This is a genomic window from Streptomyces griseoloalbus, from assembly GCA_014650015.1.
GTDB classification, from domain to species: domain Bacteria; phylum Actinomycetota; class Actinomycetes; order Streptomycetales; family Streptomycetaceae; genus Streptomyces; species Streptomyces griseoloalbus.
On record BMUD01000001.1, the window covers coordinates 166,197 to 182,302 of the forward strand.

General features: G+C 72.2%; 12 protein-coding genes and 1 tRNA gene. 7 read left to right on the plus strand and 6 right to left on the minus strand.

The annotated features are described in order from the left end of the window. Positions 1–221: 221 nt before the first annotated feature. From IE178_RS00770 to IE178_RS00780, 3 genes are all read right to left on the minus strand, one after another. On the minus strand, positions 222–1,097 hold the full coding sequence (locus tag IE178_RS00770) for an LLM class F420-dependent oxidoreductase (RefSeq protein WP_193510910.1): 876 nt from the start codon (positions 1,095–1,097) through the stop codon (positions 222–224). Between the two features lie 108 nt (positions 1,098–1,205). Next, positions 1,206–1,703 carry a heme-degrading domain-containing protein gene (locus IE178_RS00775; protein ID WP_193510911.1) on the minus strand — a complete coding sequence of 166 codons (498 nt, stop codon included), beginning with the start codon at positions 1,701–1,703 and terminating at the stop codon, positions 1,206–1,208. Further along, positions 1,700–2,776, minus strand: a complete 1,077-nt coding sequence (locus IE178_RS00780; protein WP_193510912.1) for a Gfo/Idh/MocA family protein — start codon at positions 2,774–2,776, stop codon at positions 1,700–1,702. Before IE178_RS00780 ends, IE178_RS00775 begins: the two co-directional genes overlap by 4 nt. A 55-nt stretch (positions 2,777–2,831) precedes the next feature. Between IE178_RS00780 and IE178_RS00785 the strand changes: the two genes are divergently transcribed. The 5 genes from IE178_RS00785 (at position 2,832) to IE178_RS00805 (ending at position 8,536) form a co-directional block, all read left to right on the plus strand. Continuing rightward, positions 2,832–3,965 (plus strand): ROK family transcriptional regulator, encoded by a 1,134-nt coding sequence (locus IE178_RS00785; RefSeq protein WP_318279766.1) that lies wholly within the window; start codon positions 2,832–2,834, stop codon positions 3,963–3,965. A 274-nt stretch (positions 3,966–4,239) separates the two neighbouring features. Continuing rightward, positions 4,240–5,136, plus strand: a complete 897-nt coding sequence (locus IE178_RS00790; protein WP_438874337.1) for a hypothetical protein — start codon at positions 4,240–4,242, stop codon at positions 5,134–5,136. Between the two features lie 100 nt (positions 5,137–5,236). Continuing rightward, positions 5,237–6,016, plus strand: a complete 780-nt coding sequence (locus IE178_RS00795) for an HAD-IIA family hydrolase (RefSeq protein WP_184760429.1) — start codon at positions 5,237–5,239, stop codon at positions 6,014–6,016. A 129-nt stretch (positions 6,017–6,145) separates the two neighbouring features. Beyond that, positions 6,146–6,874 carry a sortase domain-containing protein gene (locus IE178_RS00800; protein ID WP_193510915.1) on the plus strand — a complete coding sequence of 243 codons (729 nt, stop codon included), beginning with the start codon at positions 6,146–6,148 and terminating at the stop codon, positions 6,872–6,874. 621 nt (positions 6,875–7,495) lie between these two features. Then, entirely contained in the window at positions 7,496–8,536 is a 1,041-nt protein-coding gene (locus tag IE178_RS00805) for a glycoside hydrolase family 6 protein (RefSeq protein ID WP_193510916.1), read from the plus strand. Positions 8,537–8,668: 132 nt separating this feature from the next. Here the strand turns inward: IE178_RS00805 and glxA are convergent, their stop codons facing one another. The 3 genes from glxA to IE178_RS00820 all read right to left on the minus strand — a co-directional run bounded on the left by glxA (position 8,669) and on the right by IE178_RS00820 (position 13,155). After that, the gene (gene glxA, locus IE178_RS00810) at positions 8,669–10,609 is read right to left on the minus strand and encodes a radical copper oxidase GlxA (RefSeq protein WP_193510917.1); all 1,941 of its coding nucleotides are present in this window, start codon (positions 10,607–10,609) and stop codon (positions 8,669–8,671) included. After that, positions 10,606–12,618, minus strand: coding sequence for a glycosyltransferase family 2 protein (locus tag IE178_RS00815; protein ID WP_193510918.1), 2,013 nt, complete (start codon positions 12,616–12,618; stop codon positions 10,606–10,608). The genes glxA and IE178_RS00815 overlap by 4 nt, the downstream gene beginning before the upstream one ends. A 463-nt stretch (positions 12,619–13,081) precedes the next feature. Continuing rightward, positions 13,082–13,155 (minus strand) — tRNA-Lys (locus IE178_RS00820). A gap of 194 nt (positions 13,156–13,349) precedes the next feature. On the opposite strand from IE178_RS00820, the gene IE178_RS00825 reads away from it, so the two are divergent. After that, positions 13,350–14,750, plus strand: coding sequence for a peptidoglycan-binding protein (locus IE178_RS00825; RefSeq protein ID WP_193510919.1), 1,401 nt, complete (start codon positions 13,350–13,352; stop codon positions 14,748–14,750). 133 nt (positions 14,751–14,883) lie between these two features. Continuing rightward, entirely contained in the window at positions 14,884–16,035 is a 1,152-nt protein-coding gene (locus IE178_RS00830) for an SPFH domain-containing protein (RefSeq protein ID WP_184760435.1), read from the plus strand. The last annotated feature ends 71 nt before the right edge of the window (positions 16,036–16,106 follow it).

Consider the following 16,106-nt stretch of genomic DNA (forward strand, 5'->3'; position numbering starts at 1 on the left):
CCGCGGGCCGCACCGGCGAGAGCGCGGGCGTCCCCGCCGCCCACGGGATCCGCGCCGTGCACGGGCCGCGCGGGCGACGTCGGCGGCGCGCCCCGGCCCTCGGGGCTCACCCCGGCGACGCACCCCCGCGGCTCACCATCGCGACGTACCCCCGCGGCTCACCCCAGCGACGTACCCCCGCGCTCACCCCGGGACGTACCCCCGCGACGTACCCTCGCGGCTCACCCCAGCAGCGAAGCCAGCCGGCGCCAGGCCTCCCTCGGGAGGGTGTCCGCCGGGGCGTCCTCCACCACCTGGAGGGCCACATGGTCGGCGCCCGCGTCGAGGAAGGCGGTGACACGGGCACGGATCGTGTCCTCGTCGCCCCAGGCGAAGACGGCGTCGATCAGGCGGTCGCTGCCGCCGTCGGCGAGGTCGGCGTCGGTGAAGCCGAGACGGAGGAAGTTCTCGGTGTAGTTCGGGAACTCCAGGTACCGGGCGAGGTAGGCGCGGGCCGTCGCGCGGGCGCGGGACGGGTCGGACTCGAGGACGACCTTGAACTCCGGGGCCAGCAGCGGGCCCTCACCGAGGGTCTCGCGGGCCTGCGCGGTGTGCTCCGGGGTGACCAGGTACGGGATCGCGCCCGCCGCCCGGTCCCGGGACAGCTTCAGCATCTTCGGGCCGAGCGCGGCCAGCACCCGGTGGCCGGCGCGCATCCCCGCCCCGTCCAGGTCGTCGAGGTAGCCGACCATCGTGGAGTACGGGCGGCGGTACCCGCCCACCATCGGGCCGTGGCTCACGCCGAGGCCGAGCACGAACCGGCCGGGGTGGGCCGCCTCCAGCTCGGCGAAGTCCGCCGCGGCGGCGGCGGCCTCGTGCTCCCAGATGCTCTGGATGCTGGTGGCGACGACGATGCGCGAGGTCGCCTCGATCAGCGGGGCGGCGTGCCGGGCGGCGCTGTTGCCGCCCAGCCACACGGCGCCGTACCCGAGCTGCTCCAACTCCGCGACGGCCGCCGCCCGTTCGCCGGCGCGTTCGGGGTCCTCGGAACGCAGCTGCGTGCTCCAGATGCCGTACCGTCCGACCGATTCCCGCAAAGAAGTGGTTGCGTCGTTCATCGGCTGCGATCCCTCCGGTGGGGCGTGGTGATCGTTCTTCGTCCACCGCGTGCCAACCGGAGGGCCCGGGAAGTGATTCCCGGGAAACGCCGCCGTACGGGTCCCGCCCTACTCGGTCCGCTCGCCCAGGAACCGTTCCAGCGCCTCCACCACGAGCCGGTGGTCCTCCAGCTGCGGCAGCCCCGACACCGTCACCGCGCCGATCACACCGACGTCGGCCACGGTGACCGGGAACGAGCCGCCGTGCGCCGCGTAGGTGTCGGGGTCGAGGCGGGAGGACTCCTCGAACGTCGTGCCCTTGGCGCGGTGACGGGCGCCCACCAGGTAGGACGCGGAGCCGTAGCGCTCCACCACCCGGCGCTTGCGGGCGATCCAGGCGTCGTTGTCGGGGCTGGAGCCGGGCAGCGCGGCGTGGAAGAGCTGCTGGCCCGCGCGGTGGATGTCGACGGCGACCGGGGCCTGCCGCTCCCGGGCCATCTCCACCAGCAGCGAGCCCAGCGCCCAGGCGTCGTCGTGGGTGAACCGGCGGAAGACCAGGCGGCGTTCCTGCGCCTCCAGCTCCTCCACGCCCGGGGTGAGTTCCGCGGAACGGTCGGACGTGGTCACAGGGTCACCGTCACCTTCTCGTCGGCGGACCGGCGGGCCGCCTCCAGGACGTCGAGGGCGGCGGCCGCCTCCAGCGCGGTCACCGGGTTGGGGCCGCCGGCCAGCAGGGCGTTCGCCACGGCGGCGTAGTAGGCGGGGTAGTCGCCCGGGAGGGTCGGTACGGGGCTCCCGCCACCGGTCACCGGGGACTCGCCGGCGCCGACACGGCCCCACAGCTCCTCCGGCTCCGTACCCCAGCCGGCGGTGGTGGCGCCGGGGCGCAGACCGTCGCGCAGGGCGGCCTCCTGCGGGTCGAGGCCGTGCTTGACGTAGCCGGCCTTCGAGCCCAGGACGCGGAACCGCGGGCCGAGCTGGGCCGTGGTCGCGGAGACGTAGAGGTGGGAGCGGACACCGCTCGCGTGCGTGAGCGCGATGAACGTGTCGTCGTCCGCCCGCGCGCCCTCGCGGCGGACGTCCGTCTCGGCGTACACGGAGGTCACCGGGCCGAAGAGGACCAGCGCCTGGTCGACGACATGGCTGCCGAGGTCGTAGAGCAGACCTCCGATCTCTGCGGGGTCGCCGGACTCCCGCCAGCCGCCCTTGAGCTGCGGCCGCCAGCGCTCGAAGCGCGACTCGAACCGGTGGACGTCGCCGAGCCCGCCCTCGGCCATGAGGCCGCGCAGGGTGAGGAAGTCGTTGTCCCAGCGGCGGTTCTGGAAGACGGAGAGGAGCAGACCGCGCTCCTCGGCGAGCGCCGCCAGCTGACGCGCCTCGGCCGCCGTGCCGGCGACGGGCTTGTCCACGACGACCGGCAGACCGGCCTCGAGCGCGGCCGTGGCGAGCGGGACGTGGGTCTTGTTCGGGGACGCGATGACGATCAGGTCCAGTTCGCCCGCGCGGTCGAACAGCTCGTCCGGGGTGGCGGCGAGGCGTACGTCCGGGAACTCGGCGCGGGCCTGCCGCTGCCGCTCGGGGTTGGAGGTGACCACCGTGTCGAGCGCGAGGCCCTCGGTCGCGGCGATCAGCGGGGCGTGGAACACGGAGCCCGCGAGGCCGTAGCCGACGAGGCCGACGCGGAGGGGAGTGCCAGTCATGCCCCTACTTTGGCAACGCTGTTGCCAAAGTGCAAGCAGGGGAGACAATGGGCGCGTGAACAGGACGGACGACGGCATCGGCGGGGCGCACGGGGCGCACGGGGCGCACTTGGGAGTGAACCTGCCCGCCCTGCGCAGCCACAACACCGCGCTCGTGCTCGACCTGCTGCGGACCGCGGGAGCCGAGGGCATCAGCCGGCTGGAACTCGCCGAGCGGACCGGGCTCACCCCCCAGGCGGTCAGCAAGATCACGGCCCGGCTGCGGGAGGACGGGCTCGCGGCGGAGGCGGGGCGCCGGGCGTCCACGGGAGGCAAACCGCGCACGGTGCTGCGGCTGGTACCGGAGGCGGGGCACGCGGCGGGCGTGCATCTGGACCGGGACGAGATGCGGGCGGTGCTGGTCGACCTCGACGGGACGGTGGTGGCGGAGCGGAACGCTTCGCTGGACCTGGGCGCGGGAGCGGAGGCGGTACTGGCACGGGTGGCCGGGGTCGTCGAGGCGCTGCGACCGGAGACGGCCGGGGCGACCCGCTCCCCGCTGGGCGTGGGGGTCGCCCTGCCCGGACCGCTCGATCACGGGCGGGGCGTGCTGCACCGGGTGACGGGGTTTCCCGAGTGGGACGGTTTCCCGCTGCGGGACGCGCTGGCGGGGCGGCTGGGGGTGCCGGTGGTCGTCGACAAGGACACCAACGCGGCGGCGCTGGGCCTGGCGGTCGGCGGCGAGGGCGGCTCCTTCGCCTATCTGCACCTCGGTACGGGGCTCGGGGCGGGGCTGGTGATCGGGGGGAGCGTGCACCGGGGGCCGCGGACCGGGGCGGGGGAGTTCGGGCACCAGGTGGTGCAGCTGGACGGGCCGCCGTGCGGATGCGGTGACCGCGGCTGTGTCGAGGCGCTCTGCCTTGGCGCGGTGGCGCGGGATGATGTGGACGAGGCGGCGCGGGTGCTGGGCGCCGGCGCGGCGAACCTCGTGGGCCTGCTGGACATCGACCGCGTCCTGCTCGGCGGCCGCACGATCGAGACGGCCCCGGAGACCTTCGTACGGGGCGTACGGGCCGTACTGGACGCCCGGTCCCGGCGCACCGGCGACACGGCGGTACCGGTACGGATCGCCTCCGGCCCCGGGCTCGGGGTCGCGGAGGGCGCGGCCCAACTGGTGCTGGCGCCGGTGTTCGGACGGGGGGACGGGTAAGACGCACGCAGGAGCAGGAGCAGGAGCAGGAGCAGGAGCAGGAGCAGGAGCAGGAGCAGGGACAGGGACAGAGGCGGAGGCGGAGGAGAGCCGGAGGCAGGGACGGACAGGGACGCCCGCGGTGACCCCGCCCCCTGCCGGCCGCCCGGCGGAGTTCCGACCCCGAGAGAGCCGGCCGGCGTCGGCCGAACGGGCGGATGTGTGACCCGGACGGGCGGGCGCGGCCCGGTGTCGGGGGGCGCGGTCGCCGCCCGTGCGGCAAGGTCATGTGATCATGCGACTCTGCACGCGCGCGTTCCTCTGTCTGGCGGCGGCGGTGGCCGTCCTTCCCGGCGTGGCACCGGCGTACGCCGCGACCCCGCTGCCCGCCTGCACGCCCGAGGAGGACCACAGCTTCCCCCTCACCGCCCGGATCCACGGCGGCCCCGCCTCCTACACGGCCGGCGGCGGCTTCGGCACCTGGCGGCTGGCGCTGACCAACACCACCGGGCGCCCCTGCACCGGCGTCCACCCCGTCGTCGTACTCGTCGACGAGAAACGGGCGCTGAAGCCCGCACAGCCGCAGCTGGAGTTCTACGACGCCGGCGGGCGGCCCCACCCCGTCCGCTTCGAGGCGACCGACCGGGACGAACTCGTCGGAGCCTTCGCCGACGAGGACGCCGGGTTCCCCGGGTTCGGCATCGGCCCCGGCAAGACCCTCACCGTGAAGATCCGCCTCGCCCTCACCTCGGACACCGTGCCCAACGAGGTCACCGTCAACGCCGCAGTAGTGCAGCGCCGTGACGACGACGGCGACTGGGTCGGCCAGTCGAACGACTACCGGTTCCGGATCGACCACGACACCGGCCCAGGCCCCGAACCCGAGCCCAAGCCGGAGTCACAGCGGGAGTCGGAAGCGGAGTCTCAGCCGGAGTCGGAGCCGCAACCGCAGTCGGAAACGGAGTCGCAGTCGCAGTCGCAGTCGCAGCCGCAGTCGGAGGCCGAGCCGCAGTCGCAGTCGCAGCCGCAGTCGGAGGCCGAGTCGCAGCCGGAGTCGCGACGCGACAGCGGCGCGTTCCCCTTCCCCGAGGAGCTCGCCCCCACCGGAACCGGCGCCCAACTCCTCGCCGTTGCCGCGGCGGCGCTGCTCACCGGCGTCCTGGCCCTGCTGCTGTCCCGCCGGCGCCCCTGACCGCCCGCCGCACGCCACGGGGTATCGGCCATTCCCTCAAGATCCGGGTCTGTTTAGGCTGAGGCGCACGCAGGACCGCGTACGGCAGGAGATCCCGCACATGGCAGACCGCAAGCCCATCGAATCGTGGCTCACCGACATGGACGGGGTGCTGATCCACGAGGGCGTACCGATCCCTGGCGCCGACGCCTTCATCAAGAAGCTCCGCGAGTCCGGCAGGCCCTTCCTGGTGCTGACCAACAACTCGATCTACACCCCGCGCGACCTGCACGCCCGGCTGCGCCGGATGGGCCTGGAGGTCCCGATCGAGAACATCTGGACCTCCGCGCTCGCCACCGCCAAGTTCCTGGACGACCAGCGTCCGAACGGCTCGGCCTACGCCATCGGCGAGGCCGGCCTGACCACCGCCCTGCACGACATCGGCTACATCCTCACCGACCACGAGCCCGACTACGTCGTTCTCGGAGAGACCCGCACGTACTCCTTCGAGGCCATGACGAAGGCGGTCCGCCTGATCAACGACGGCGCCCGTTTCATCTGCACCAACCCCGACGAGACCGGCCCCTCCGCCGAGGGACCGCTCCCGGCGACCGGCGCGGTGGCCGCGCTGATCACCAAGGCGACCGGCAAGCAGCCGTACTTCGCGGGCAAGCCGAACCCGCTGATGATGCGCACCGGGCTCAACACCATCGGGGCGCACTCCGAGAGCAGCGCGATGATCGGCGACCGCATGGACACCGACGTCCTGGCCGGCATCGAGGCCGGGATGCAGACCTTCCTGGTGCTCACCGGCCTGACCAGGCCCGAGCAGGTGGAGAACTACCCGTACCGGCCGTCCCAGGTCGTCGACTCCATCGCGGACCTGGTCGACCTGATCTGACGGCGTTCACCCGTACGGAGTAGCCGCCGCGCGCGCGGGGATGCGGGGCCGGACCCCGCGCGGGACCCTCCAGATGTCTGGAGGTTCACGATGGGCTCCCCTGCGAAACACTCTCTGTACGGGCTGACCATGGCGGACAAGGAACACGAGGAGTGCGAGGCACACGAGGACCGCGCGGGGCACGAGGAGGACGAGAAGCGCTTCCCGTCCGGTACCGGGCGGCTGCTCGCCGGCGTGGCATGGGTGGTGCTGCTGCTCGGGGTGTGGCTGTGGGGTCGTGAGCCGGCCGGCGTACCCACCGGGACGGCCGGGCAGCCCGCCACCGGTGACATGGCGGCGGCCGGACGGCCGCCCCGGGTGGACCCGTCCGCCGCGCACCGCCCCCCGGACTCCGCCCTGCCGCAGCGCCTCGACATCCCCGGGCTCGGCGTGCGGGCGCCGGTGGTCGCCGTCGCCGGTGACCCGGCCGGGCGCGGGGCTCTCGACGCGCCGCCGTCCGAACTGGCGGGCGCTGTCGGGTGGTACACGGACGGGGTGGCGCCGGGAGGGTCCGGCACCGCGGTGATGGTGGGGCGCGTCGGCGCCGGGAACCGGCCCGGCGTCTTCCCCCGGGTGCGTACGCTCCGGCCCGGCCAGGAGATCCGGGTGGTCCGCGCGGACGCGCGCGTCACCGAGTTCACCGTCGAGGACGTCCAGGTCCTCGCCCCGGACCGTCTCGCCGCCCGGCAGGTCTACGGTCCGCGCCCCGCCGGCCGGGCCGGACTCCGGCTGGTCGTCTGCGAGCACGCCGACCGGGCGACCGGCACCTGCACGGCCGGCGTGGTCGTCTCGGCGTACCTGACCGGAACGGGCCGCTGACAGCCCGGAGAGCGGCCTGCGCAGAGCCCGGAAAGCGGCCTTCGCAGAGCCCGAAGCTCGGCCCTTCGCAGCCCCCGGAGCTCGGCCCTTCGTAGAGCCCGAAGCTCGGCCCTTCGCAGCCCCCGGAGCCCGGGCCTGCCCCCGGAGCCCGGCCCTTCGCAGAGCCCGAAGCTCGGGCCTGCCCTCGGAGCCCGCCAGAGGGAGACCCTTCGCCCGGCCCGGTCGACGACCCGCTCCCCGGAGGCCGCCGACCGGACCAGGTCCTCGACCGCGCGGGCACGGGCCGCGGGAGTGACCCGGCGAGCCGCGCGGGAGGCGCGATGGCCCCTGGGCGCGCAGGAGCACCGGCCGGGGTGCCCCGGCCGGGGTCGGTGGGCACGACTCTAGAGGGAAGGACGGGCCGGGCGCAGGGACGATTGACGCCAAGTCTCCGGTCGATCGCGGCCGGTGATCATCGCAGGTGGCCCCGCCCGCCGGCGTCCGCGCAACCCGCGCGCCCGCGCGTGACACCGGGCTGTAACAGCTGATGGGGAAGGCGCGTTCGGCCTCGTGGGCGTCCCGGGACGTATGTCAGGATTGGGGCTCGGAACACTTGGAACAAGTGCACCCAAGGGGGGTTGGATGTACGGCAGTAGGGGGGTCGGGGCGTTCGCTGGGGGGCGGGCGTCCGCAGCGGTGCTGGGGGCGGCACTGCTGATCACGGGGTGTTCCTCCTCCGGCGACGACAAGGGGGAGGACCAGGGGGAAGCGGCCGGTGCGGTGATCACGCAGCAGCCGAAGGAGGCCGACCCGTTCTGGGTCAACCCCGACGGCGTCGCCGCGCGGAAGGTCGCCGAACTGCACAAGGACGGCAAGAAGACGGAGTCCGAGCAGATCCGCAAGATCGCCGAACAGCCGGTCGGCGAGTGGATCAGCCCGGAGAACCCGGAGGAACAGGCGCGCGGTTTCACCGAGGCCGCCGACAAGGCGGGCCGCACCGCGCTGCTCGTCCTCTACAACGTCCCGCACCGCGACTGCGGCCAGTACTCGCAGGGCGGCGCCGCCGACGGCAACGCGTACCGCGCCTTCGTCGACGGGGTGGCCAAGGGCATCGGGGACCGGCCGGCGACGGTGATACTGGAGCCCGACGCGGTGCTGCACCTGGTGGACGGCTGCACTCCGGAGCAGTTCCACGAGGAGCGCTACGACCTCCTCAAGGGCGCCATCGCCAAGCTGAAGGCCCTGAAGAACACCAAGGTGTACCTGGACGCGGGCAACGCCGGCTGGGGCAACCCCGACCAGATCCACGAGCCGCTCACGTGGGCGGGCATCGACCAGGCCGACGGTTTCTCGGTGAACGTCTCCAACTTCTACTCCACCGAGGACTCCATCGCCTACGGCAAGCAGCTCTCCGCCAAGGTCGGCGACAAGCCCTTCGTCATCGACACCAGCCGCAACGGCAACGGGCCCTACACCGAGGGCGCCGCGGACGAGCGCTGGTGCAACCCGCCCGGCCGCGCGCTGGGCGAGACCCCGACGGTGGAGACGGCGGACCCGCTGGTCGACGCCTACCTGTGGGTGAAGCGGCCCGGGGAGTCGGACGGGGAGTGCAAGGGCGGCCCCAAGGCGGGCGAATGGTGGCCGGAGTACGCCCTGAAACTGGCCCAGGGGTCGACGACCTAACTGGGGCCTGTCCACCCCTTCCCGTCGTCGCCCGCGAGGCAGGCGGGAAGGGGCGGACAGACCGGGGGCGCGGGGCACTGCGCGTGACACGCCACAGCGCTCCCGCGCCCGCGAGGAACACCCGCGGGAGCGCTACGGCACCCGCACCCACTGCGCCTTGCTGGGTGTCCCGTCACCGTCGTTGACGAACAGCATGTACCAGCCCGACTGCACCAGGTTCTTGTTCTCCGGCACCGTCACCGTGAGCTTGTCGCCGTCGGCCTTGAAGTCCAGCGCGATCGACCGCTGGTCCACGTCGGTGACATGGGTCGAGGCACTCGGCCGGATCAGCCGGACGCTCTTGACGGACGCGGCGTCCGTCGAGGTGAACGTGCCGGACGCGCCGCGCGCGACGGTCTTCGGCCCGCCCGACAGATCGGGCTGCTCATTGTCGCCGTACAGGTACGGCGGGGTGTAGATCTCGATGCGCTGCTCGAACTCGCCCGGCTTGGTGTTGGCCTTGTCGGCGTAGAGCGAGTCGGAGCCGAAGAACATCAGGCGGCCGTCGGGCAGCAGGATCGAGCCCGAGTGGTAGTTGCGGCCCACCAGTGGGTCGGCGACGCGCTTGAACTCGTTCTTCCCCGTGTCGTAGATCCGCGCTTCGAGGATGTTGGAGTCGCTGCGGCCGCGGTAGTCCTCGGAGCCGCCGGAGACCAGCACGTCGTCGTTGGGCAGGATCGACGCCTGCGGGTAGCGGGTGCCCTTGCCAAGCGAGGGGCCGTCCACGAACTTCGGGTCGTCCGCCTTGAGGTCGACGATCCGGGTCTTCTCGCTGGACAGCTGGGACTCGCCGACCCCGCCGCCGCCGATCACCATGTACTTCTCGTCCTGCGCCGGCGGCAGCAGCACCGTGCCGGAGGTCTCCATCATGTTCGGGTCGCTCAGCCCGGGCACCTTGGTGAACTTGTTGGTCTCCACGTCCCAGACGCCCGGGTCACGGCCCACGTCGTCCGGCCCGTAGCCCGCGTTCGAGCCCGAGTAGAAGACCTTGCCGTTCTGCATCAGGAACAGCGCCGGGTACGTCGGGAACTGACGCACCTTGCCGGTGTAGGTCCACTCCTTGGTCCGCGGGTCGTAGACCTCGTTCTTGCCCGGGACCAGCTGCCCGATGTCGTCGAGGCCGGAGACGCTGAGGATCTTCCCGTCGCTCAGGGTGGTGAGCGTCGGGTACCAGCGGGCCTCCTTCATCGGGTCGACCTTGATGTACTTCTCGGCGACCGGGTCGAACTCGTAGGCATCCCGGATGCCCTGGAAGTCCTTCTTGTCCAGGGCGAGTTTCTCGGCGATGCCGTACGTGTTGCGCGCGTCGGCGCCGGTGAGGCCCTGCACGCGGTAGTTGTCCTGCGTGCCGGTCTCGTACCTGGCGCCTTCCTTCTGCGCCTCGACGTAGATGCGGCCGACGCCCGGGGTGTTGCCCAGGAACTCGCCGGTCGCCGGGTCGAAGTTCTTCTCGGCGCGCGGGACGAGCACCGGGTCCTTCGAGACGAAGGTCTTGCCGTTCTCCTTGCCCGTGAAGCGGGTGCCGGCGGGCAGGGTGATCGGCTTGTCCGGGTTCTCGTTGTGGACGATCATCAGGCCGCCGGCCTTCTTCACGTCACCCTTGAGCTTCTCGTACCGCTTGGTGCCGCCCGCGATCAGCAGATTGCCGTTGGCCAGCTGGGTGTGGCCGGTGCAGAACAGGTCGGTGGGCGTCGGGACCTTCTTGATGGTCTCCTTGACCGGGTCCCAGATCCGGGTGTCGTACTTCTTCGCGTCGAAGTTGTCCTGGTTGTTGCCCGACCCCGCGACGAGCAGCACCTTGCCGGTGCGCAGCAGCGCCGCGTGGATGGTGTTCTGCCGGTACTCCTCGGGGAACTCGACGATCTCCCACTTGCCGTTGGCTGCTTTGTACTCGGGCTGATTGATCTTGTACTGGTGGTATTTCTCGGTCCCGAAGCGGTACAGCCACGGCCCGTTCATTCCGGCCAGCGCGAGTACCACCGCCGTGCCTATCGCGATCCGACGGGCGCGACGGCGGCCTGCACGGTCCTTCATTCCTTACGTCCCCCAAGTCCACCAAGGGCGATCTGCATGGTCTGGTCGTCTCCGGGGGTGCCGCCCCCGGTGCCCGCGGGCCCGCCGTGCGCGCCGGCCCAGCTGGGCCGGTCCCGCGGGGCGTGCTGCTGCTGCGGCATCTGCGGCAGCTGCTGTGTCCGGGGTTCCTCCCGCGCGGCGTCCGGCTCCCGGCCGCCGGCGTGGGCGCCGGGCTTCTTCCTGTCCTGCCGCATGCCGTGCCGCCAGGCGAACATCGGTGCGGCGGTGATCAGCAGGGCGAAGGTCGCCCAGATCACCATCGCCGGGTGCGAGTGCCCGTAGACGAAGCCCGCGGCGATGGAGCCGGCGAAGATCAGGATGAAGTACCAGTGGTACCGGAAGGTACCGAACCAGGTGTCCGGGCTGGCCGAGTCACCCTTGGGGGTGACCACGAACTTGCTCTTCTTGCGCAGGACGGAGTCGATCAGCGCCTTCGCGTAGAGCGGCGCCGACAGCGCGGACATCACCATGCCGGCCACACCGCCGGAGCCCTCCGGCTCGTGCGGCGAGACGTTGTGGCGGCGGTTCCAGACGTACAGGCCGATCTGCAGGGCGGAGGCGTTGCCGTAGAGCATCAGCCACACCGCGGGGTCGATGTTCACACCCGAGGCGCCCAGGCCCAGGAACAGCGCACAGCTCAGCGCCGCCAGGATCCAGTTCAGGGCCGACATCGGATAGAAGATGATCATCATCGTGTAGTTGAAGAGCTTGCTCGGCGGAAGCGAGTACCAGCCCTTCCAGTACTGCTTGAGGATCGTCTCGTACGTACCGCGCGACCAGCGCATCTGCTGGGTGAAGAAGTCGGTCCAGGCGTTGGGCCCCTCACCGACCGCGAGCACGTCCGGGGTGTAGACCGAGCGCCACTTCCGCCCGGTCGCCGGGTTCTTGGCGCGGTGCATCTCGAAGCCGGTCGCCATGTCCTCGGTGATCGAGTCGTACAGACCGCCGATCTGCTTCAGCGCCTTGATGCGTACGGCGTTGGAGGTGCCCACGAACATCGGTGAGCCGTAGCGGTTGCCGGCGCGCTGGATCAGCGCGTGGAAGAGGAACTGCTGGGACTCGGCGGCCTTGGTGACGAAGTTGTCGTAGTTGCCGTAGACCTGGGGGCCGATGACGAAGCCGACGTCCGGGTCGCGGAAGAAGCCGAGCATCCGCTCCAGGTAGTTCGGCAGCGGCACGTGGTCGGTGTCGACGGAGGCGAAGAAGTCGTAGTCGTCGCCGTGCGCGTCCAGCCAGGCGTTGTAGTTGCCGTGCTTGGTCTTGGCGCGGTGCGGGCCCTTCTTCTGGTTCCACTTCGCGACGCCCTTGCGGGAGAAGTGGTGCACGCCCAGACGCGCGCAGACGTCCTTCACCTCGGGGTCGTCGCCCTCGTCGAGCAGCCAGACGTGCATCAGGCCCCGGTGGCGGATCTTGACCGCCGCCTCCAGGGTCTTCGTCACCATCTCCAGCGGCTCCTTGCCGGGCACGAAGGAGGTGAGGAAGGCCACGCGGGTGCCGGTCTCGGGCACCACCGGGACCGGGTCCCGGGCGACCAGCGTCGCGTGGGCGTTCGACAGCACGTTCATGCAGCGGAAGAACTCGATCAGCCCGATCGAGACGAGCATGACGATGTCGAGGGCCGGCAGCCACGCGAACTCCACGTAGTCCCGCTCGGTCCAGTGCGAGGGCTGGAGCAGCCATACCAGCAGCACCAGCGACAGCACGGGAGCGGCGGCCAGCATCAGGGCGATGCGGATGCGGTGCGGCTCCTGCCCGATCAGCGAGCGGTACTGCACCTTGTACGGTTTGTTCGGATCGGGCTGGGTGAGGGGACCCGCGAGCCGACTGTAGTGCTCGTAGTCGTATCTCGGCAGCGTCTTCTTGATCCGGCGGAACGCCCCCGTGTTTCCTGTCCGATGGGCAGGCACCCTGAGTTGGGTGGTCTGGGACGGGTCGTTGTCCTGCCCGGCGCCCGTCGGCGTCGACGTCATGAGTCATCCCCCCACACGCGGCCCCGCCGCGTGTTTCGTCGCTTCCTTCAGCCCGGGTCGGTCCCCCTCGACCTTCACGGACGTGTCAGTGATGGACCGCTGTCACCACGTCACCCACACCTTATAGACACGGCGCAGCGCCCTTCCGGTTGCATGATGCCCCCCTCGGCATCGCTTCATGGGCGGGACCCCTCGTCCCGCCCGGCGGCAACCGGTTCCTTGCCCCCCAACAGCCGCGAATCCGCGGCAACGTGAAGAACCCAGGTTCTCCGGTGTTCATCATGATCGCAAGGTGTGAAACGCGGTGTTCACCGGTCATACGCGCCCATTGTGACCGCCGGGGGTGACGGGTGGTGCCGTAGTTCCATACGTGCGGCGAGGGGATTGCGCTCAACGGGCGCGAGAGGGTATCCGGCCAAAAACCGACGGGCCCCTCGTGTGCACGAGGAGCCCGTCCTGTCGGTGCGCCGCCAGGGACTCGAACCCCGGACCCGCTGATTAAGAGTCAGCTGCTCTAACCAACTGAGCTAGCGGCGCGCGCTGACGGAGCAACTCTACAGGACCCCGGACGGTGCCTCCGACCACCCGCCGTCCGTCCCGCGCCACCGGCCCCGTCCGGCCCGCCGCCTTACATCATTCGGACCGTCAACATGCGCGCCGGAACGACAGTTGCGAAACTGACCGTCGTGCACAGGTGCGGAGGAATGGACCGGAAGTGTGAGGGGAATCGCATGGAGTCTCCGGTATTCGAGGAATTCGATCCGGCGGGCGACTGCGGCTGCCCCGGTTGTGCGCACTGGCGGCGCGTGCTGCCGCATTCCCCGGCCGGCCGCTTCCCGGGCCACCCGGCGGCACGCCGGGCCGCCCTCGTCGTGGCCGCCGTGACCTCGTCCGCCGCGATCGGCGCCCCCGCGGTCGCGTCCCACGCGGTCCCGGCCGCCGCCGCCCCGCATGCCCGGGGGCCCGCCGATTTGGACGTTCCCGCAGGTGACCGGCCCGGTACCCCGCAGGGTCCGAGGGCCCCGCTGCACGGTCCCGGCAGCCGGGCGGCCCCGCCCGCGAGCTCCGCGCGGGCGCCCTCGATCAGTCGCGCGGACATCATCGAGCGGGCCCGGAGCTGGGTCACCCAGAAGGTCCCGTACGGCGTGACGTCGTACTGGGCCGACGGCTACCGGCAGGACTGTTCGGGCTATGTGTCGATGGCCTGGAATCTGCCCGGGAACGAATGGACCGGCAGCCTCGGAAAATACGCGGAGAGAATCACCAAGGAGGAACTCCAGCCGGGTGACATGCTGCTGTTCCACAATGCGTCCGACCCTCAGGGCGGGTCCCATGTCGTCCTTTTCGGCGGCTGGACGAACTCCGCGCGCTCCCACTACGTGGCCTATGAGCAGACGCGCCCGCACACCCGCCGGATCACCACTCCGTACGCCTATTGGAGCAACTCCGCGCGCTATGTGGCGTACCGCTACCAGGGGGTGACCGAGGTGACCGACGGTACGGCGGGCGCCGGGGCGGATGTCGCCGGGACGTCCGCCGCACCGGTCCGTACGCCGTTCCCCGGAGCGGCGTATTTCGGCCCCGGCGCGCACAACAAGTACGTCACCGAGCTGGGCCGCATGCTCGTCCGCCGCGGTGCCGGGCGCTTCTATCCCGTCTCGCCCGGTCCGCGCTGGACGGAGGCCGACCGCAGGGCGACCCGGGCGTTCCAGGAGGCGCAGGGGTGGCGGGGCGCCGCCGCGGACGGGCTGCCGGGGCCGCTGACCTGGGAGCTGCTGGTGATGGGGGAGGGCCGGGACATCCAAACCGGAGCTTCCGCTTCCTCTGTCCGCGGCCCCGCGGCCGGCCTCTCCGGTCCCGCGTCCGGCCCGCCCGCTCCCTCCTCGCACGGGGTGCCGGGTTATCCGGGCAGGGCGCTGTTCCGCCCCGGCGCCTACGGCGACCACGTCACCCGGCTGGGGAGGCAGTTGGTGAAGAAGGGGTTCGGCCGGCACTACACGAAGGGGCCGGGGCCGCGCTGGAGCGAGGCGGACCGCCGCAATGTGGAGGCCTTCCAGCGTGCCCAGGGCTGGCGCGGCGGCGCGGCGGACGGCTATCCGGGCCCCGAGACCTGGCGGCGGCTCTTCTCATGACCCACTCGGGTTCTCATGACCCACTCGGGTTCTCGGGCCCACCCGGGCTCCCGGACCCACCCCGGGCGCGAGGCATTCCTCGACGCCCGCGTCCCTCGATGTGACGCATCTGGCGCGGAGGCTGGAGGCACGCATGACCACGACGACGTCCCCTACTCCCGAAGTTCCCGAACACGTTCCCGAGCACGATCCCGAGCCCGGGGGGCCCGCGGACGGTGCGGCGGCCGTCCGGCCGGTCCGGCTCATCCGCACCGAGTCCACCACCGAGATCCCGGTCCATCTGCTGTTCCGTGACGCCCCCGAGCCGGCGGCGGTGCGGCTGCGGCCCGCGGTCGTCGCCCGCCGGCCGGGCGCGGGGCGGCCGGGCGCCAGGGAGCGGCCCCGCCCCGTCGTCCCCCGGGTCGACCCCGACCTGGTGGAGCGGCCCGCCCGGGTGCTGCCCGGTGTCGCGGGGGTGCTCGCCGGGGTGTGCGGGGCGGCCGGCTGCCTGGCCACCTCGTGGTGGGCGGGCGCGCTGCCACCGCTCGCGGCGGAGGCGCTCGGGCTCTCGGCGCGCGCCGGCGCCGGCGGGCCCGGCCCCGCGCAGTGGGCGGCGTACGCGGGTGCCGGGGCCCTCGGACTGTTCGGGTTCGGCGGGCTGGCCCGCGGGCGGACCGGGCGGGCCTGGGTGCTCGGCCTGTTCGGCCGCTACCGGGGGACCGTGCGGCGGACCGGGCTGCTGTGGGTCAACCCGCTGCTGCTGCGCCGCCGGGTCGATGTGCGGCTGCGGCACTGGCGGGGTGAGCCGATGCAGGCGGCCGACCGGAGCGGGGTGGCGCTGCGGGTGGCGGTGCTGGTGGTGTGGCGGGTGCGGGACACCGCGCGGGCGACGCTGGGCGTGGAGGATCACGAGGGGTATCTGCGTACCTGCGTGGAGGCGGCGCTGCTGCGGGTGCCGATGGCGGGGCCGGGCGCGGCGCGGGACGCGACGGAGGCGGCGCAGGACGCGCTGACCCGGCTGGTGGTGGCGGACACCGCGCCGGTGGGTGTGGAGGTGTTCGTGGTGCGGCCGGTCCAGGTGGAGTACGCGCCCGAGGTGGCCGCCGCGATGCACCGGCGCCGGATCGCGGCCCTGGACGCCCAGCACCGGGCGAGCGTCCTCAGCTCCGTCGTGGACTCGGTGGAGGACACGGTCACCCGGCTGACCCTGCGGGGGCTGGTGGAACTGGACGACTACGAACGCAAGGTGCTGGTGAAGGACCTGACGGTGGCGTTCTGCGCGGGGCGGGGGGAGGCGGGGCCGTGACCGGGCGGAGAAGGGGTCCCGCTCGTCGTCGCGGAACAGGTCCTGCGATTGGTATGGACATGCTCAGCCTC